We start from the raw sequence: 20,299 nt of genomic DNA, 5'->3' as shown, positions 1-20,299 counted from the left end.
AGGAGAAGAATATGCCTTCGCGCCGAGAATTAGCGAACGCTATACGCGTTTTGAGCATGGATGCAGTTCAGAAAGCGAACTCAGGCCACCCGGGTGCGCCTATGGGGATGGCAGATATTGCCGAGGTATTGTGGAACGACCATTTGAAACACAATCCAACTAACCCTAATTGGGCCGACCGCGACCGTTTCATCTTGTCTAACGGTCACGGCTCCATGCTGATCTATTCCTTGTTGCATTTGACGGGCTACGACTTGCCAATGGATGAGTTGAAAACTTTCCGTCAATTGCATTCAAAATGTCCGGGGCACCCTGAATATGGATATGCGCCAGGCGTTGAAACCACTACCGGTCCCCTGGGTCAAGGTATAACTAACGCGGTTGGTTTCGCCATGGCTGAAAAACTGATGGCTGACCAATTTAACCGTCCGGGTCACGATATCGTCGACCATAAAACCTATGCATTCATGGGCGACGGTTGTTTGATGGAAGGTGTTTCCCATGAGGCTTGTTCTTTGGCGGGAACCTGGGGATTAGGTAATCTGATCGCCTTCTGGGACGACAACAATATTTCTATCGACGGTCACATCGATGGTTGGTATACAGACGATACCGTTAAACGTTTTGAGGCATACGGCTGGCACGTCCAATCTGTCGACGGTCACGATCCCGATGCGATCAATGCGGCTATCGAAGCGGCAAAACAAGAGACCGATCGTCCTTCTTTGATTTGTTGTAAAACTATCATCGGTTTCGGTTCTCCTAACAAAAGCGGTAGCCATGATTGTCACGGTGCTGCTTTGGGCGAAGAAGAAGTTGCACTGACTCGTAAAGAATTGGGTTGGGAGCACGCGCCTTTCGTAATTCCTGAAGATGTTTATGCCGGTTGGGATGCAAAAGCAAAAGGCGCGGAAGCTGAAGCGGCTTGGAATGAAAAATTCGCGGCTTATGAAGCAGCTCATCCTGAATTGGCGGCTGAATTCAAACGTCGCATGGCTGGCGAATTGCCGGCCAACTGGAAAGAAGCGACCGATGCATTGATCGCAGAAACCAACGCTAAGAAAGAAAAAGTTGCCACGCGCAAAGCATCGCAAAATGCAATCGCTGGTTTGGCGCCTGTATTACCTGAGTTCTTGGGCGGTTCGGCCGATTTGACCGGCTCTAACCTGACTAGCTGCGGCAGCTTCAAACACGTCAGCGGTAAAGAGCCCGGTAACTATATCTCTTACGGTGTGCGTGAATTCGGTATGTTCGGCATCATGAACGGCATGGCGCTGCACGGTGGCTTTATTCCATACGGCGGTACTTTCCACATGTTCTCCGACTATGCGAAAAGCGCCTTGCGCATGGCTGCGTTGATGAAAATACGGACCATCGCCGTGCTGACTCACGATTCTATCGGCCAAGGCGAAGACGGTCCTACTCACCAACCTATCGAAAATACCGCTGCAATGCGATATATTCCGAATATGGAAGTTTGGCGTCCTGCCGATTCTGTTGAAACAGCTGTTTCCTGGGTTATGGCAGTTGAACGTAAGACCGGCCCGACTAGCCTGGTATTGACTCGTCAAGGCGTACCTTTCCTGGAGCGCTCCGATGATCAAATCGCGGCGATCCGTAAAGGCGCTTATGTCATTTCCGACGTTGACGGTACTCCTGATGTCGTATTGATCGCGACCGGTTCCGAAGTAAGTCTGGCATTGGATGCTAAGGAAGCGTTGGCTGCGGAAGGCGTCAAAGCTCGCGTTGTTTCCATGCCGTCTACTCATGTCTTTGATCGTCAAGATCAGGCATACAAAGACAGTGTTCTGACTCCTGGAGTCAAACGCGTTGCGATTGAAGCGGGTGTCACCGATTACTGGCGCAAATATGTCGGCCTGGAAGGCGGCGTAGTCGGTATCGATACCTTCGGCGAGTCTGCTCCTGCTGGCGACCTGATGAAGCACTTCGGCTTTACCGTTGAGAATGTAGTTAAAAACGTAAAAGCGGTTCTTTAATTTAGTCTTTAATACCGTTTGAACGGAATTTTGCATTCCATTTAGCGAGGAGACCCCTTATACTAGATAAACTCTTTTGAGATATCGAGCGGGGTCTCTTCCGCTTCTTATGACGCATAGGTGAACATGGTGAAAAATAATAATTTCTTACAAGGTGTTTTAGCGGTGATGTTGCTAGCTAGCCCGTTAGCGGGTGCGGAGACACAATATCCAGCATCAGATTTCAAGCCCAAGGTTGTTTACAACGATCCAGAATATAAGCATGCCGAATCGGCGGCTCCTGCTGCAAGCGTGAAAAAGGCGGCGAAAGCCGATCCAAGATATCCTGCGGCGGATTTCCAACCTAAAGTCTTGTACAAAGACACCGGTTACAAACATAAAGCGGATGTGGTGGCGTCTGCCCCTAAATCGACCGCTTCGACAAGTGCGGCTAAATCGCAACCGGCTGCGGAATCTGCACAAGAGGGTTCGGATAATACAATGCTGATCGGCCTCATCGTTCTGGCCGCAGTTGGCTTCTATTTCCTGAAAGGGAAAAAAGGAACGCCTGCACAAACAACCGCTGCACGGCCTGCACGCCGTCCGGCTCCGGTTCAAGCTGGTGAGGAAGGCGGTTTGACAGGTGTGGCCAAATATTTGGCAGGAAAGGAAACCGCGGTAACAGGTGTTGCTAAATATCTGGAAGCTAAGGAACAGGAAGCGCCTGTAACAGGTGTTGCGAAGTATATGGCGAAGCAAGTGGTTGCGGCTAGACAAGCGGCTGCCGAGAGAGTGACGGGTGTTGAAAAATACCTGCGTAACAAAGGTTAATTAGCCTAATTATGCTGGAGTCTTAGGGAAAAGGCTCCTTCCTGATTGTTTCAGGCCGAAATTAAAAAATGGACGGAGCGGGTTTGTTTTTATATGACAGCTTCCTAAACGTCTCCGAAACGTGCGCAATGAATACTTATCATGGCAAGCGTTCTGGCTGATTAATAATTATGTTAGTGTGATTGCAAAGTCATTTCTGGGATATCAGCTGGAGTGAATGATCTTCCCACCAAATTAGTTCAATTCTCGAGCAAATAGAATTGCAACTATCGCCTCCCGCTCTAAACAGAATAAATAAACCGCTTTATAATTCTGATTATCAAGGCGTTTTACGAATTTTTCATTAAATCACAAAAGGTACCATTATTATGGCAAAAAATTTATTAGAACAACTGAGTGAAATGACTGTAGTTGTGGCAGATACAGGTGATCTGGAAGCCATTGAAACGTTTAAACCGCGTGATGCGACGACTAATCCTTCATTGATTACTGCGGCGGCACAAATGCCTCAATATCAAGGCATCGTCGATGACACCTTGAAAGGCGCTAGAGAAACCTTGGGTGCTGACGCATCCGCGGCGGATGTTGCGACGCTGGCTTTCGATCGCCTGGCGGTTTCTTTCGGTTTGAAAATCCTGGAAATCATTCCTGGCCGCGTTTCTACCGAAGTCGACGCCAGATTGTCTTACGATACCGAAGGTACCATTGCCAAAGGTCGCGAAATCATTGCCCAGTATGAAGCCAAAGGCATTTCCAAAGAACGTATTCTGATCAAAGTCGCTTCAACATGGGAAGGCATCAAGGCGGCCGAAGTTCTGGAAAAAGAAGGGATCCATTGTAACCTGACCCTGTTGTTCGGTATGCATCAAGCGATCGCTTGCGCCGAAGCGGGTATTACACTGATCTCTCCATTCGTTGGCCGTATTCTGGACTGGTACAAAAAAGACACCGGCCGCGACTCCTATCCTGCGAACGAAGATCCAGGCGTATTGTCTGTGACTGATGTTTATAACTACTACAAGAAATTCGGTTATAAAACTGAAGTTATGGGAGCGAGTTTCCGTAACATCGGCGAAATCACCGAATTGGCGGGATGCGACCTGCTGACGATTGCGCCTGCATTGTTGGCCGAACTGCAATCAACCGAAGGCGAGTTGCCACGTAAACTGTCTCCAGAAGCTGCCGCAGCGATGGATATCGAAAAAATCTCCATCGATAAAGATACTTTCGACAAAATGCATGCGGAAAACCGTATGGCGACCGACAAACTGTCGGAAGGTATCGATGGCTTTGCCAAAGCTCTGGAAACTCTGGAGAAATTGTTGGCTGACCGCCTGGCCGAGTTGGAAGCCTAATAACTTTTCGTTAGTAAGTCGCATCGGTAACGATTCGGCTTTTGAGCTTACAAATATTGTTTAGTCATGCACCGCTCTTGAATTTGATTTAAGAGCGGTGTTACTTTTTAAATCAGGACCTAATAAATGGCACAAAAAATTTTAGACATCGTTAAACCTGGTGTAGTCACCGGTGAAGACGTACAAAAAGTATTCGAATTCTGTAAAGAACACAAATGCGCACTGCCTGCGGTTAACTGTATCAGCACCGACACCATCAACTCCGTGTTGGAAGCGGCGGCTAAAGCCCAATCGCCGGTTATCATTCAGTTCTCCAACGGCGGAGCGGCGTTCTTTGCAGGTAAAGGTTTGCCTGTAGAAGGTCAGCGCAGTTCAATCTTAGGCGCTATTTCCGGCGCGAAGCACGTTCACAACATGGCCGAGCATTATGGCGTGCCGGTGATTCTGCACACCGACCATGCGGCGAAAAAATTGCTGCCTTGGATCGACGGTCTGTTGGATGCGGGCGAAAAACATTTTGCCGAAACCGGCAAGCCTTTGTTCAGTTCCCACATGTTGGACCTGTCCGAGGAAAGCCTGGAAGAAAACATCGCCACTTGCGCGAAGTATCTGGAACGCATGTCCAAAATGGACATGACGCTGGAAATCGAACTGGGTTGCACCGGTGGTGAGGAAGACGGTGTCGATAACACCGATATGGACCATTCCATGCTGTACACCCAACCGGAAGACGTTGCTTACGCTTATGAAGAACTGAGCAAAGTCAGCCATCGCTTCACGATTGCCGCTTCTTTCGGTAACGTACACGGTGTTTACAAACCCGGTAACGTCAAGCTGACTCCAACCATCTTGAGAGATTCTCAAGCCTACGTTTCGGAAAAATTCGGTCTGCCGGCGAATTCCTTGAATTTCGTTTTCCACGGCGGTTCGGGTTCATCTCCTGAAGAAATCGAGGAATCGATCGGTTACGGTGTGATCAAGATGAACATCGACACCGATACCCAATGGGCGACTTGGGAAGGCGTGATGAACTTCTACAAAGAAAATGAAGGCTATCTGCAAGGCCAGATCGGTAACCCTGAAGGTGATGATAAGCCAAATAAAAAATACTACGACCCACGTGTTTGGCAGCGCGCCGGACAGGTTGGCATGGTCACTCGCTTGCAGCAAACATTCAAGGACTTGAATGCCGTAAACATTTTGTAATCGCTATCAATTACAAAATAAAGGCCGATTCGCCCTAGGCGTATCGGCCTTTTTTGTTTCATGAAAAAATGGTTTCGGTTTGTTACGACATAATATGTAGGTAAGCGTCCACTGCTACCACGTGGCAAGTGAACCGAGAAGCTGATTTAATCCGGATAATTGAAAGGCAACAGTTCGTCAATGCGGGTGTTAGGCCAGGTGGGGAGTTTATCCAGGGAGTCTTTTAGCCAAGTCGCCGGATCAAGACCGTTGAGTTTGACCATGCCGAGCAAGGTTTGAATGTTCGCCGCGCGTTTTCAGAACGTTCCGAGCTTGTAAACAACCAGTCCTTTTTGCCCAAGGCGATCGAACGGATGCTGTTTTCGATAGGATTGTTGTCGATCGGTAGGTCGCCGGTTTCGGCGTAACGCGCCAATGTAGCCCAGCGTTTCAGGCTGTAATCGATGGCTTTAGCAGTGGTGCTGTTGGGGGCGGTACGCAGCCGAGTTTTCGGCCAGAACGGACTGGCTTTTCTCGTTGCACAGGCGCTTCCATCACGTCTCGCGCTTCGGTTTCGACGGCATATAAGACCGCAATGCGATTTAACGCCTCTTGCGCGATCGGACTCTGGTTGGCCTGGAACAGGTCAAAGAATTTCCGCCGCGCATGCGCCCAACAGGCCAGTTCGATGCATGGTTCAAGCAGACGTGACCGTTGAGAGTGCGCACGAGCGGTCGCAAACAGGGCTTTAGCCACTGTAGTTGTCGACTAATAGGTGACCTTGCCAGTTGTCTAAAAACTGCCTCGCATATGAGTCACCGGCTTGGTAGTCGAAGACTATGATCGGAGGCCCACGTTGTAGATTGTTGCTGCGATACGCCCACAAGTAGACTTTCTTGGTCTTGCCGCTGCCGGGATCGAGTTGCGGTATCGGAGTTACGGAAAAATGCTACTGCATTTTTCTGGGGTGGCAACTTTTCAACGCTGTTTTCCCCAGAATCCTGATAAGTTTTTGTACGCTGATTAACATGATTGCACTCCCATCTTCCTTGGCGGTCGTAGACAAGGAAGGCGGAAAGATAGAAAATGCAGAGCGGTTTTCTACCGGCAATATCTGGTTCAACCCTTACCTGTGTTTCGAGCGTGGTCGCTTTTTGCTATGCTTGTCGGCAATTGCTCCTGCTTATGAAAGCAATAATTCACGGATATTATTGTAAGTTGTTTCATCACCCTGTTTATATGTCACTTCAGTGAGCTCTCTATTCACCTCAATCCAGGTTACATCTGCATTTAAGTGGTGATTGAGTTTGAACTGGGACAGAATAATATCCCAATCACTTTCTTCTTCAAGTAAGGCGTCAAACTCCTCTTGATTACAGGTTTCGGTTATCTGGTTTCCGGCTTTTTCCAATGCCATGATTATCTTGTCCGATATTGGACTGGGCTCTAGCCCCAACAAAATGTTTTTTTCTTGTTCTTGGACATTAATCGGCATGTGGGGGAGCCAAATGCTCGCTGTCATGCCGGGTTCTCCATCAGAATTATTGCTGAGTAATAAACGGCCCTCATGCGCTTCGATAATTTGCTGAGAAATTGCCAATCCGAGACCGCCTTGGCCTTCTGGTTTGGTTGAATAGCCCGGTTCGAATGCATGTGATAATTGTTCTTCCGACATTCCTGAGCCATTGTCCTTAATTCGGATTAACACTCCGCCTCTATGGTGTTGCGAATCAATATTGATTTCGCCACCCTCAGCTGTTGCTCTTAGGCCGTTTTTAATCAGGTTTGTTATGACACGGCAAATTTGTCCGCCATCGACATATAACGTTATATCGAGTGAATTTGCTAAAACAATTTTAATGTTTTTGTCCTTTGCCTGTGTTAGATTGATTGTTATTGCTTCTTGGATAATTTCTCTTAAGTTAGTAGTGGTAATATAAGGCTGGCTAATTACCTGTCCACTTACTAATTGACTTAGCATTTCCCGGCCTCTACCGATAGTAGCTTTCAGGGATGAAATTCCTTGTTGAAATACAATATCGTTTTTATTGCTGGTATTTTCTAGCTGTAGCAGCAAGCCTTGCATGCCTAAAAAGAGATTGGAAAAGTCATGGGATATAACGCTTCCAGCATTTTGAATGTCACGAAGTTTATTTTCTATGTTTTGTTTTCGTTTGAGCTGTAATTGACGAGTTATATCTTTTATCATCACAGAATAACCAACAGGTTGTTTTTGTGCGTTATAGCGATATGTCGCAGCCAGTTCGTACCAACATTCATGATCATTCAAATCGTCAATTTTTACAGTCACATTGGAGGAAGATATTGCCATTTTATTTAATGACAATGCTTGTGGATTATGAATTTTTTGAAAAAAATTACTTCCTGCCACCGGGCCGCCGAAAATTTTTTCGGCGGCGGGATTAGCGTATTGGATTTTTCCGTTAAGATTGATTAACAGGGTCCCGATTGGATTTTTTCTCATCTGATATCGATTGATTCTTTGAGCTTCCTCCAGTTCGTAGTTGAGTTGGCGTAATTCAGAGATGATTTTATTGGCATTCATGACATCTGCGCGCATTTCGGTTAAATTACTTTCCGTTATGCGCCACAGGCTAACAATGTCTTTCAGATTGCGTTTGGGCATTAATAATTGGTGCGAATAAGCCCAATGTCCATAAAAAGATGAAACGATCATGCATGGAATCGTAAATACGATATATTCCGGTAATTCATGTACGAATCCTCCCCAACCTATGACAAAACCATATTCAAAAATATTTTTGCAAAAACTGAATACAATAGAAGCGACCGCAGGCGTCAATAAAAAACTGATATTCGTGTTTAATTTTCTGAATAAATCATAACTAACCATGGTCACGATACTTGCCGTTAATAGGCTTAGAACGGCAACCAAATGTGTATAACGGGAAAGATAAAAAACATAGGGAATAGGCACTTGGTGAGCCAAACCATCATGAAATTCGGCAAATAGACAACCTACCAACGCAGTCAACATCATGACACCCACATAGGCGCGAGCGACTCTAATTCCATCCATGGCATAACTGAATAATAAACCTAGTAACAGAGGAGGAACGAAGGCTAATAGTGCCGTGTCTATTTTCAAGGTTCCCCAATTGAGCCACCAACCCAATTGACGCATTTGCCAAAGCAACATGATCTGAATGCCTACGACCGCGAAAAGGGGAGCTAGAGTAAATCGTCCGCGTAAAGCATGAGAGGTAATTATCGTAATTATTGATGTCAAATAAAGCTCAATAAAATAAATGGTTTCCAGCGAAAAAGGCGTGTTGATTACCATTGTCTATTTAACGTATTTGAGGAATTTTAGGGCTAGAAAATGGCATTGAGAGATTGTATTGCAAACACTCAATTGTCGGCAGGTTTATATCCATTTCCTTATATACAAATGTAGTGATGCCCGCCGGGAAGCGGGTATCCAGAGCCAGGGAGGGGACGATCAAAACATCCCTGTCGCCTGGATTCCGGCAATCCCTGCCTAAATGACGGACTTATGTATAAAGGCATAGCTTATATCCGCTTCCGGATTAAGTAAAAGTCAATTAAATGCTTCTTTCGATCATACAAATAATCTCAAGCCTCGCGAATGTTTTCACAGCACTCTTCGACAGGTATGTGTCACGTATGAAATAATGAAAAATAACTCAACTTCGCTGAAAATTATAAATCAACTAGAAAAAGTCGTTATCAGCCAAGCGTCGATGACTTCCTCTTTTACGTTTGATAGAACGGATCTGTACCCGTATGGTATGAATACTTCTATTCAAATGGTCGGCAATTTGTTTATCCAGCATCCCTTGACGAAGTAACATGAATACTTCGCGTTCCTTTGGTGTCAGGATTTGGTTTTTTTCATAGGCTTCCGTTGCTTTGACATACTGCTGTCGATTATCCAGCCATATATAATCGAAATCGCCAGGTAGCTCATGAATTTGTTCGATGGCTAAGGGCAGCTGGTCCGGATCCAGTTGTTTGCTGATAAACGCATTAATCGCTGTCGTATCTAAAATATAAAGAATGACATCGGGGTCATTTATGCCGGATATCAACACCGCCTTGCCAGGGTTGACGATGTCTTCCGAGAGAAGATCCGTACCTTTGCAAGTTTGCATATTATAGTCAAGCAGCAACACATCATAATATTCTTTCAAATCAATGCGCGCTTTTTCTTTGTTAACCGCGATCGTGACATCATGGCCGGCATTTTCCAAGGCCGTGGCGATGCTTTGCAGAACCAAGGGGTGGTCGTCAACGATTAATATTTTCATGATTAGCCACAAGAAAATTATACTGTTCGTATCAAAACTCAATTCTTTATGAAATCTTCACCTAGCCTTTCCTCAGAGGAGAGTGGCGTTAAAGCCAAAAGTAGGTTGGGTTAGCAAAGCGTAACCCAACAAATCCAACGGTTAAGGGAGCTTCAGCCTGGTCAGACTTTTTCGGCAACCTCAAAAGGGAGAAGGTGTTGATATGCAAAATTTTGAAGCATGATAATAATTATTATATATGCCCGATTTGTAAATTTTTTATCTTAATGTATCGGTTGTCCACTGGTTTTTTCTTGAAATATCTTCTGGAAATCAATATGACTGATATTAATGCCGGGATACCCGGCCGCCTTAGCGGCATGATCGATAGCATTATTTAAAAAAGGAATCAGACTAATGGGAACCGAGACGTTTAGAATTTGCGACTTGACCTGTTCCGGTATGTTATTCATTGTTACATAAGCGCAATAAGTGATTTCGCAAAGAAAGGCGGTGCGTTGCTGATACTTGGCTTCCAGCGTCAAGTTGAGCAATACCATATCGCTCCCCTCGGTTTCCTTGGTCGTCACCTCGGCTTCCAATTTTTTCTGGATATTTTCGCATTCTTTCGCGGGAACCGGTCCTCTCGGACTTTCGAAGGATAGATCGGTCAGAAAATGTTGATCAAGAAAGAAGCCGGGTTGCATGGTTGGATCGATAGGTTTGGATGCGTTTCCAGTCATTGTTTTTTTATCCTAAATTAGTCAATTTAAAGAAAGTGTGCTAATTTTCACTATTATTATTTGCCGCTATAGCAACTGAACTTTTGTTATAGTAACATTTTTGGTTCATCGAAATTCTGTGCCTTGATTACTTCCTTTCATGGATGGGAAGAGGATGCAAGGGGAGGGAAAAGACGTGAGTTTTTCCGTGCATAAAAGTATACTAAAATCACAGCAGGAACATTAATGAAACTGTTTTCTATGCGACCTTGTCTCCATATTTACCTCGTCGTTGTAGGCTTTTTGAGCTTTTTTGCCAGCATAACCCTGGCCGCCGTCGAAACGCCGGCGACGTTGATCGTTTCGGGGACGATACAAAAAGGGACCGCAACACCGTCAAAAAACGACAAGGTTTACGCGGTCCAATCCGGCGGCCAGATCGAAAGTATCGGCAGTGTCCAAGACAACAGCGGCTTTTACGCGATACAGATTTCGAAAACGACGGACTTCAATGGCACCGAGCTCGGACTTCAACTGGAACATGCTGGAGTGCGTTATACCCTGCTGGATAATGGCAATCCCGCCTCTTTTGTCTTTAGCGGCGGGTTTTTCCCCGTTACCTTATCCCTAGACGTGTTGGTCGGTTCCGCCGTTGGCGGGGGAAACAATAACTCGGGGGGCGGAACGAACGACCCGGGGACGGGCAATAATACCAATTTTCCGCCGACCTCCGGTTCAACTGAGTTCGACAGTCGCTTCGATGTCAACAGCGACGGCAATTTTACCCAAGTCGATGTCGATTTCGTCAAGCATGCGGTGGCTCGCGATCCCCGCAATCTACAAGCCGACATTAATTCCGACGGCTTATTGAATACCCGAGATATCATAGAAATCATCAAGGCTTATGTAAACTATATCAAACAACGTTAATCTTTGGCGGGGATGTTTAAGTCAACTGGCTTTACCCTGTTGGAAGTGCTGATAGCATTGGTCATCATGGCGGCCGCCTCGGGGATCGTATTGACGCATTTACGAACACTGCTCGATTTCAACTATAAGATTAGACAACACCAGCAAGAAGTAACCCAGCTGTTGAACGAAACCGCGAAATTTACCGCGATGGCGTATGGTGAACTGAGAACAGACATCAAGCCTGATCATGTCGACCTGATTCCTTTTAGCTCGTCCGAACCTTTATCCAGAGTAATAAATTTTTCCCCCACCGGTAAGACTTCCTTGCCCCCGGTAGATCAGGCTTATACGCCTTATCAACTCTACCAAGTTCTACCCCAAAGCCGATATTCGGTTTTCCTGCTGCAACCCGGTTTAAAGCAGCCGCCAAGCAGTTGATTGCTTTCCGATTCGTAAACTATGAGAAAAAGTTATACAAAAGGTTTTTCCTTGTTGGAATTGCTTGTGGTAATTACGATTTCATCGGCTTTGATCATCTTTCTGTCGCAATTGCATCGCATGGTTGGTCATGCAGCGCAAACCCTTTTTTCCAACAATGATGATTGGTTGTTCGAGCGTTTTGCGCGTAAGCAATTTTGGCATCTGGACAGCAATTTGTTAACGTCCGAATTAACGCACTGGCACCGTGATGAAATAATATTTGTCAGCCGCTACAGTGCAAGATACGCTTTGGATGGCCCTCCCGCTCTTGTCAGGTATCATTTAGACGATAGCAAGAATGCAATCGTTTATACGGAAACCCTGTTGCCGCCCTGGTGGGATGGTCAACTCGAACGTTTTCGGCACCGGGATCTTTTTCAAGCAAGTGAGGGACAATGGCAAAGCAACGCATTGACGCAAGTAGAAGATTTCAGTTTTTCATTTTTCAATGGCACGAGATGGGGCGACACATGGGATTCCGGGGAGCAATTGCCGGCTTTGGTCAAAATGCAATTCAGCAAAGGCGGAATGCACACGGAACTGGTTTTGGAAACAAAGGCTTTATCCTTCTCTATACCCTCTGGGTCTTGATGGCGGTTTCCGTTTATCTTGCCGTCGTGATCAAGCAGGCTAAAGAGATCAGTCCGCCGGGCGCCAATCAAATGAGTTCGGCGATTGCCGAAAAACAGGTCATCAATATTCTGCAGTTTGCGCTGTCGCGCACCTATAGCGATGGCGTTCCTGTCGACCCCAGGTACGTCAAATACAGGAGTGCGGTGCAAAGTAATCAGTCGGACCCGAGTAAAAACCAAAATGTGCAGTTTTTGCGGGAACTTTTGTCCCAGATGGGCATGGAGCTCAACCTGGACAAAAAAAACGATCAAAGCAATCTCTCGACCAGCGCCAGCGAAGATAACGGCAAGACTGACGAAGGAGCTGCTTCCCAGCAAGGCATTTTATATACGCCAAGGCAAAGACCCTTTACTTTGTCGGTAAACGGTGCCGATTACGAGATTAGCGTTTTACCGATCGACAGCCGGCCGAATATTAACTATCTTCAATCCGAGGCGTTGGAACGTTACCTGGTTTTTCTCGGAATCGATCCAAGCAAGGCCAAGCGCATCGCTTATGCTATTGCTGACTGGGTCGATTCGGATGACTTTATCTCCGATGAAGGTGTGGAGTTTAATTATTATTTAAACCTGGATCATTCCTACCGTCCGCGCAACAATCCGATTCGGAGTTGGGGCGAACTGTTCTATATCAAGGATGTTACTCCCGATCTTGTTCATCTGATGAAACAGCACTTCACTTATGTGGGGGAGGAACGTCAGGTTTGCGCCAAATATTTGGCGCCGGAGTCTCTTGCCGCCCTCGCCGATATCCCCGTCGCGGTGAGTCGGCAATATTTTGACTATCAGCAGCTCCCTAAGAAAGATAACAGTCTGCAAGACCTGATCGGCAACACGGATATCGAAAAAATCGCCAAAGTCGCCGATTGGGATTGCGCCGAGAGTCAGTTCATTATCATGCGGATCAAATCGGTTCAAGCCGAAATCGAGGGAGTATTCGACAAAAAACAAAAGCAATTGGCGTCTTGGCGCTTGCTTTAGGGTGAAGTATTTGTCCGGATAAATTTATAATGGTCGCGCAGCAAACTCCCGCCTCGACGCCATCTCCCGCAGGGAGCGTGGCGTAAACCCAGTCTTGTTATTGAAATATGTAAGATATTGATAAATAATGAATAAATCATTTTATGGCGCTGCAAGCAAGGAAAGTGGCATGATTTTTAATGTATATTAATCAATGGCTTAAAGACTTATGGCGCTACATTGACAAAGCTGGGTAAAAACCGAAAGGTAAGTTGGGTTCGCTCCGCGTAACCCAACAAAATCAAAAACGATGGGTTTTACCCGCGAGGCACAAGCGCTACGCACTACCTCTACTACCTTTTAAGACGCTCGGCAGCGACATGATGCGCTTCGCATTCGCTCAGCACACCCTACATGGTTTTTGCGGCAGCGTCCCCTGCAAAGGATTGAGGAGCAGGGTCAAGGCGGGCCCGATTCATTACCACTCATTCATTTATTAACTAAGCGAGAAAACAATGCAACAAAACACGCACGGATACGTTACCGAACTCGACTATGTCGGCAACTACTATGACTTCCAGAGCCCGGTATTGCTGAATTATATCGCCGGCCTGAACGGCATGAATCCGCCCGACAACCTGCAAAATTTCGACTATTGCGAACTGGGCTGCGGCAAGGGGGTCACGCTCAATCTGTTGGCCGACGCCAATCCCGACAGCCACTTCATCGGCATCGACTTTAATGAAAGTCATATCCAGGCCGCCCGGCAACAGGCGGAAGACTGCGACATCAAAAATGTTCGTTATTTCCCTTACAGCTTCGATCAGCTCGATCAAAAAGACCTCCCCGAATTCGACTACATCGTCCTGCATGGCGTTTATAGCTGGATCAGTCCGGAACTGCGCGGTCATATCGTCAATTTCATCCGGCGCAAACTCAAGCCCGGCGGCGTCGTCATGGTCAGCTACAATGCGCTGCCCGGCAAAGCCTTGGACAAAATCTTGCGCGATATGATGCTGACTTACGCCAACACGCAAGATGTCAGTCTGTTGGAAAAAACCAGTCACGGCATCTCCTATCTGGACTATCTGGCCCAGCATAAGGCGCCGTTTTTTCAACAGAATCCCAAGGCGATCGATAAAGTGGCTTTATTGAAAAAACAGGACATGCGTTATGTCGCGCATGAATATTTCGGTGAGCACTGGAATCCGCTGTATTTTTCAGATGTTTATAAAGAAATGCAAACGGCGGGCATGCAGTTTGCCGGGCAGACCGAAATTATGGCCAATTACGCAAATTTAGCGTTTCCGAGCGGCTTTCAAGATCAATTCAATCAGTCATCGGATCGTATTAGCTTGGAAATTCACCGCGATTTTATCCTGAACAATGGTTTTCGTCGCGATGTATACATTAAGCCCCATACGAGTACTGGCCAGCAGGATTTAAGTTTAGATCAATTGTTGCAGCGGTTTGCCTTTGTCTCCCTGGTATCACCGGATAAATTTAACTTCGATATTAAAACAGTGTCCAGCGTGATGAAGTTGCACGGTGACATATACAAGCAACTGGTTGATCTGCTTTATGGGCAGGCTCAGTCGTTAAACCAGTTGATGCAGCACCCTGCAATGCAACCGCATACGGTGGAGCAAGTGGCCGATGCCTTGCAAAAGCTGCTCATCGGCAATGAAATGAGGATCGCCCTAAAGCCCACGACTAATCAGTCCGAAGGCCGCCTTTCGCTGCTGAATCAACAGAAGTTAAGAAAGATGAATGGAGGGCAAATTTGGCTGTCTTCGCCGGTTTTAGGTGCCGCGGTCGCTGTCAATGAGCTGGATATGTTGTTATTCAAAGCCAGTCAGGAATTTTCAGGCGATGACGCCGCACGCAATGTGGTCGATCAATTACACAAACGGGGTAAGAAACTGGTCGATGAGAACGGCAACGCAATCGATTCCGATGAAAGTAGAAAGAAATATGTAGCCGAATTGCTGGAGCAAACTCGACGGCATTTTATTCCCTGCTTGCAAGGCTTGCGGGTGATCGAGTGATGACGGTTTATCGCAATGTTAGCTTTCGTCCTGACATTTCTAATCGACAGGCAAGGATAAAAATAACCATTTTTGGTTATTTCGTTCTGGACGGGTCTGCTCTATAGTTGCTACCGCTAAATAAAAAAGCCCCGCGATGCTCCACCGTTGCGGGAAAACGACTCTAATAATCCAAAAGAGGAAACTATGAGTAAATCTATATTCAAAAAATCGGCGCTGGCCACCGCGGTTACAACGGTGATGTTTGCCGGCGCGGCCAACGCGGCCGATATTACAGGGCCTAATGCATTCCCGAAATCGAACGGAGAGGTGTTCCTGGGCGCTAACAACACCAAAGTTAGAATTGTCGCGACAGAAAGTATTCCAGCAACAGAAATAAAAGCGACCATTCATTACTATGACGATTCGGATACATTGGTTGGTTCGTCATTGGCTCAAACCGATAGCGATGCGGGTGCCGGTGTTGTCATTAATTTGACCACCAGTAATCCTGATGGCGCAACCAAGGCAATCATTACTCTGGACAGTACTTCAGCTACCGATACCGTTGCTGGCGGTTTAGATACTGGCTTCGTAAATCCTGATGGCTCGTTCACCGGTTCAGCAGATCCAGTGAATGACGCGATAGCCGCGAATGCCTTCCTTGCTATCGACTCAACGTACAATACCATCAGCGTGGTCGATGCTAAGGTCGATACCGTGGCTTCTCCCAAAGTGTTGTATGTGACGTTCAGTGCCGATCCGAATATTGCTCGTAGCAATCCGTTAGCGGCTGACGAAAAAATCACCGTTAAAGAAGGCTTGACTTCAGTTGGTATCATTTCGAGCAGCAATGGCGGAATCACCGGTACGTTGGCGACTAATGTTCACGCCTTCGTGAAAGATGATGGAAAAAATGCTGCGGGTACCGATTTAGCGTCATTGAATCCCTATGCTGCGGCCATTGCCAGCGTTTCCAACTCCACAGGGTTGGACGACGGCGCCGGTAACGTTCCGGTTGCGCCTGCGACAATCGCGCCCATTACCGCCTTAGCCGCTCCTGAATATGCGGGAACGGGCGAAGTAATGGTGGCTGTTTCTGGTGCTCCTGACGACCTTTATGGCGATAACGGCGTTGGGAGCGTTACCTTGGCCATCCGCTTGAACGATGTGCCAGATTCAACTACTTGGGATGAAGCAGAAGATATCGCGTTCAACGTTGCCGGTGTTACTGTAATTCCGCCAAGTTTTAATGTGACCGCAGACGCCGATGGCGATGATACTATTTTGACAGTCGATGTGGCTGCCGGTGGTCTCAATAAATTCTATGCCGATCCCGCGACAGGTGACTTGTTGCATGGTGACAGCCGGGCAGATGCGGTTCCGTTCTCCGCTCGCGTTAAGCAAGCGACTGCAAATGGCGGTGCAAGCGATCTAGCCTTGGGTCTGAACAATGCCGTAGTAATTGACGCAGACCTTGATCTGACTCCGGTTAAAGTGGGCGAAGTTCAGGCTCCAATGGCCGTAACTCAAGACAGCGATTTGAATGGTTACATCGACGGTATCAAGATCGATTTCATGCAGCCGCTGAATGGCGTTGGCAGCGGTGCGAATCTGGGTCTGATCAGCTACCTGAATGACAGCGATCTGCAAGGTTCTGAAGTGGCTCGTCCAGTCAACCTGGCAACTCAGACACCAACCGTATCGACAGATAGCACCGAAGTGACCTTATTGTTGCAAAATCCAGACGTCCCTGCCGAAGATGGCACGGCTCCGGATGCGGCGTCTGTTCACAATGACTACAATGCCGATGGCACTGTCGATCAGGATGATGCCGATCTGGTTATCGATGACAATCTGGATACAGCGGCGACCGGCGTGCAGCCAGGCGATATTCCTGGAGCTGTAGGCGATTTGCCGTTTAGCGCGGAAATCGGTATCAATACCGCGGCGGCTGAAGAAGACAATAGCGATGTCGAAACCGATTTGGTCTATAAATTTGCTTACGATGCACAGACCGGTGCGAGATTGGCTGTAGACACGACTCGTTTTGCCGCGATCGACGATGGCGCTTCTCCTGTCGTTAAACGGGTCGAATATATCCAAACCGATGACGGCAAAGTGTCCGGCCGAGATCCATCCGGTACCGTGACAGTCGTTGCCTCCGAAGATTTGAGCGGCGTGCTGCCAAATGTCGGTGAATTCCTGTTCAACAATAAACCGGTCAGCTTGATCAACCTGGATGCCAATTTGGAAGACAAAGCCGTGGCTAAATCTCCGCTTGGTAACGAGTTCGATATCGAAAACGTTCCAGGTACGGTCTTCGGTCAACTCCTGACGCTGGGTGTAACACCAAATGTATTTGACCTGAACGACAATGCATTGGTGCTAAGCGATAACGACGATCAAAATGCCGTTCAAGCCCCTGCTGCGGCAGCGCCAAGAATGGTGAGCGCAGAGCCGGTTCATGCGGCCGAGTCGCTGAAATGGAACAAAGTGATCGTTACGTATGATCAAGACATCGAAAAAGCGGACGCCGATACCGATCTGGGCGGTCTGTTCGTGGTTCGTGCCCGTGTTGGCACGGCGCGTGGCGATGCCTTCCAAAACCGTGACGACGGAACCAGTGGTAGCGTGGATGGCAATACTGTTTCCGATGACGCCTACTATGATTTTCGTATCCCCGCAGCTGGTGTGGCTATCAGCGGTTCACAAGTTACCCTGACACTGCCTATCGACGACTTCCCGGCCGATACCCAAGAAATTTGGGTAGATTATGAAGGTGCGACCGATGCCGAAATCGAGGCGGGTTCGACGCATTATCTGAAATCGGCAGAAACCGAGACGCCAGCCGATGTCGAGGCCGGTGACAATGCCGGTGAATCATTGTTCTACGGTGAATTCGATACCAATGGTTCTTTTCCTGGCGGTGTAGCGGATGACGACATTCCTGAAACTGTCGATGTGGCGGCCTATGTCGATCCGTACGATGGCATTAATATAGACAATGACACCGTCAAAGCCAACTTGCCGCCATTATTCCTGGCGACCAACGGAACCGACAACCACCGTAACATTTTCGTCCAAACCATCAAGGGTACGGCGAAACGCGGTAGCGAAGATCTGATCGACGGTACCGGCGTCCGGGTGGATCTGGTTAGAGTTGAAGAAGGTTCTGTATACACCGATTATGCTGAAAGAGGCGCAGTAGGTGATGGTTATATCGAGGTTCGCCGTGGCGCCAACAGCGATGGCAATACCAATACGCCAACTGGTAATGAATACCAATCAGGGGCACCGGATGATCAGAACGATGACACCGGGGCAGATGAATGGCAAACCATCGCGTTGAAGAACGATTTGGTTAAAGTACAAACACTGGACGATATCGTTCGTCGCAATGTCAGTATTACAAAACTGCAAGATAACATTGATAAACTTCAGAGTGAAAATGCCTCTGCAGACGCCATTGCGAAAGTGGAAAAACAACTGTACGCAGAAATGGACGCGTTTGAGGTCTTGTATGTGGACCACCACGATCCGCAAATCAGCGGTTATGTCAAAGTTACCACGGGCGATGGTAGAACTTCTGGCGACGGCAATGTGGACGTCAACTCCAACGCCAATGTAGGCCGTACCGCGACGCTGGTGTCAAGGCTAGATAATAAACAGGAAAACGGAACGACTTACTATCCTGTGACTGTCCATCTGACTTCTGGAGATATTACGGAAAGAGGTCGCGATTCTGGGCAAGAAAGCGTCCAACATGGCAGTATCGACGTGAAGATGCCGCAAGCGGAAAGTACTTACAAATCGGGCGATCATTACAAAGTGCTCGATACGGCATGGGCCATCGTCGAAAATGGCCAATACAAGGCCGTGGTCGGCATGGAGCAGGCGGCGACCAACGCCAAAACCACACAATTGCAGCAGCAATATAACGATGCCTTCATCCTGGTATCGGTGCGTGATCCTAACAAGGGCACGTGGGTATTGACCAACAGCGCGGAACCTAGCTTCGCCAGCTACAAGCCGTTTGGTGCCGACATCGAGTCCGACCTGAGCAATCCGAACCGTAATATTCACAATATCGATTTGGATATGATCGCCGGCGTACAATTGTACGGTGACGGAATGTGGGAGACTTTCGGTTGGGCCGGTGAGGCGGCGCGTGACGACTCCAAGCCGTTGGATCTGCATCGCTTCTTCATTACGGTGGACGAAGACGATGGTAGACCGGTTACCGTATGGCACCTTGATCATGGCGACAACGAAATGTTGTTTGCCCTGGGTCTGGGTGAAAAACCGAACAACGTCCAATTGCAGTTCGAACTGGGCGGCGGCGGCGATTCCGACGTAAAAACCATCGGTAAAGTTCAACCGGCTCCTGGTGCGGCATTTGCCTACTTGGGTGATGGAGAGGCTTTGGAGGAAGATTGCTCCGAAGTGCATAATAACGGTACCGGATATAGCTCATGCGGAGTGTTGGATGATGGTACATCCGATCACAAAAAACTGTTCATTCCGTTGGCTAGTAAAACCGCTGCGGTTGATCTAGGTACCTCCGGTTGGCATCTGGTGTCCATGCAACAGGCGCAAAGCATCAAGGATTATGCGGCGGCCCATGCTGGTGTCGACGGCGTGATCGCTTTCGTTAACCAGGCTAATGCAACGGGTAACGTTGACTCCAGCAAAAACTACACGTACTTCCCAGGCGATGAAGCGAACGATGCTGAAATCAACGAAGTACTGCCGGCAGGCCAAGCGCTGTTTGTCCACATTCAAGGCGATAATTAATTAATCGCTTCGTCACGGTCCGTATCGTGTTCGCATGATGTGGATCGGATGTTGACAACACGTTTGTTGTAGTAAAAAGGGGAGCCTCGGCTCCCCTTTTTTTATGTCTCGTTTTATTGCACGATGGATT

General features: G+C 47.6%; 15 protein-coding genes and 1 pseudogene. 10 read left to right on the top strand and 6 right to left on the bottom strand.

Annotated elements, in window-relative coordinates; translation table 11 throughout:
• Window positions 1-11 precede the first annotated feature (11 nt).
• The 4 genes from tkt to fbaA all read left to right on the top strand — a co-directional run bounded on the left by tkt (window position 12) and on the right by fbaA (window position 5,368).
• Entirely contained in the window at window positions 12-1,997 is a 1,986-nt protein-coding gene (gene tkt / locus EP25_RS0108655) for a transketolase (protein WP_031433504.1), read from the top strand.
• Window positions 1,998-2,126: 129 nt separating this feature from the next.
• Entirely contained in the window at window positions 2,127-2,807 is a 681-nt protein-coding gene (locus tag EP25_RS21880) for a hypothetical protein (RefSeq protein WP_036301116.1), read from the top strand.
• 368 nt (window positions 2,808-3,175) lie between these two features.
• Window positions 3,176-4,162 carry a transaldolase gene (locus EP25_RS0108645; RefSeq protein WP_031433502.1) on the top strand — a complete coding sequence of 329 codons (987 nt, stop codon included), beginning with the start codon at window positions 3,176-3,178 and terminating at the stop codon, window positions 4,160-4,162.
• A gap of 126 nt (window positions 4,163-4,288) precedes the next feature.
• Window positions 4,289-5,368: a class II fructose-bisphosphate aldolase gene (fbaA, locus tag EP25_RS0108640; protein WP_031433501.1), complete on the top strand. Its 1,080-nt coding sequence runs from the start codon at window positions 4,289-4,291 to the stop codon at window positions 5,366-5,368.
• A gap of 146 nt (window positions 5,369-5,514) precedes the next feature.
• Here fbaA and EP25_RS24165 read toward each other — a convergent pair whose 3' ends face one another.
• The 6 genes and pseudogenes from EP25_RS24165 to EP25_RS0108620 form a co-directional block, all read right to left on the bottom strand.
• Window positions 5,515-5,631 (bottom strand): transposase domain-containing protein, encoded by a 117-nt coding sequence (locus tag EP25_RS24165; protein ID WP_327036923.1) that lies wholly within the window; start codon window positions 5,629-5,631, stop codon window positions 5,515-5,517.
• Window positions 5,592-6,103 (bottom strand): annotated as a pseudogene (locus EP25_RS21875) (IS66 family transposase). The gene EP25_RS24165 and the pseudogene EP25_RS21875 overlap by 40 nt, the downstream one beginning before the upstream one ends.
• On the bottom strand, window positions 6,096-6,233 hold the full coding sequence (locus EP25_RS24160) for a transposase (RefSeq protein ID WP_327036921.1): 138 nt from the start codon (window positions 6,231-6,233) through the stop codon (window positions 6,096-6,098). The pseudogene EP25_RS21875 and the gene EP25_RS24160 overlap by 8 nt, the downstream one beginning before the upstream one ends.
• A gap of 297 nt (window positions 6,234-6,530) precedes the next feature.
• Window positions 6,531-8,672: a sensor histidine kinase gene (locus tag EP25_RS0108630; RefSeq protein WP_031433500.1), complete on the bottom strand. Its 2,142-nt coding sequence runs from the start codon at window positions 8,670-8,672 to the stop codon at window positions 6,531-6,533.
• A 391-nt stretch (window positions 8,673-9,063) separates the two neighbouring features.
• The gene (locus EP25_RS0108625) at window positions 9,064-9,660 is read right to left on the bottom strand and encodes a response regulator transcription factor (protein ID WP_031433499.1); all 597 of its coding nucleotides are present in this window, start codon (window positions 9,658-9,660) and stop codon (window positions 9,064-9,066) included.
• Between the two features lie 263 nt (window positions 9,661-9,923).
• The gene (locus EP25_RS0108620; RefSeq protein ID WP_031433498.1) at window positions 9,924-10,382 is read right to left on the bottom strand and encodes a protein-export chaperone SecB; all 459 of its coding nucleotides are present in this window, start codon (window positions 10,380-10,382) and stop codon (window positions 9,924-9,926) included.
• Window positions 10,383-10,607: 225 nt separating this feature from the next.
• On the opposite strand from EP25_RS0108620, the gene EP25_RS0108615 reads away from it, so the two are divergent.
• The 6 genes from EP25_RS0108615 (at window position 10,608) to EP25_RS0108590 (ending at window position 20,169) form a co-directional block, all read left to right on the top strand.
• Window positions 10,608-11,291, top strand: a complete 684-nt coding sequence (locus EP25_RS0108615; RefSeq protein ID WP_152555624.1) for a hypothetical protein — start codon at window positions 10,608-10,610, stop codon at window positions 11,289-11,291.
• A 12-nt stretch (window positions 11,292-11,303) separates the two neighbouring features.
• Window positions 11,304-11,711, top strand: a complete 408-nt coding sequence (locus EP25_RS0108610; RefSeq protein ID WP_031433496.1) for a prepilin-type N-terminal cleavage/methylation domain-containing protein — start codon at window positions 11,304-11,306, stop codon at window positions 11,709-11,711.
• 21 nt (window positions 11,712-11,732) lie between these two features.
• Window positions 11,733-12,344: a type II secretion system protein GspJ gene (locus EP25_RS0108605; RefSeq protein WP_031433495.1), complete on the top strand. Its 612-nt coding sequence runs from the start codon at window positions 11,733-11,735 to the stop codon at window positions 12,342-12,344.
• Entirely contained in the window at window positions 12,344-13,366 is a 1,023-nt protein-coding gene (locus tag EP25_RS0108600) for a type II secretion system protein GspK (protein WP_031433494.1), read from the top strand. Before EP25_RS0108605 ends, EP25_RS0108600 begins: the two co-directional genes overlap by 1 nt.
• A gap of 494 nt (window positions 13,367-13,860) precedes the next feature.
• Window positions 13,861-15,393 (top strand): class I SAM-dependent methyltransferase, encoded by a 1,533-nt coding sequence (locus EP25_RS22440; protein WP_051906495.1) that lies wholly within the window; start codon window positions 13,861-13,863, stop codon window positions 15,391-15,393.
• Between the two features lie 186 nt (window positions 15,394-15,579).
• On the top strand, window positions 15,580-20,169 hold the full coding sequence (locus tag EP25_RS0108590; protein ID WP_031433492.1) for a hypothetical protein: 4,590 nt from the start codon (window positions 15,580-15,582) through the stop codon (window positions 20,167-20,169).
• The last annotated feature ends 130 nt before the right edge of the window (window positions 20,170-20,299 follow it).

Origin of the sequence: Methylomarinum vadi (genome assembly GCF_000733935.1) — a bacterium.
GTDB classification, from domain to species: domain Bacteria; phylum Pseudomonadota; class Gammaproteobacteria; order Methylococcales; family Methylomonadaceae; genus Methylomarinum; species Methylomarinum vadi.
This window is presented reverse-complemented; position numbering and strand designations above follow the sequence as displayed.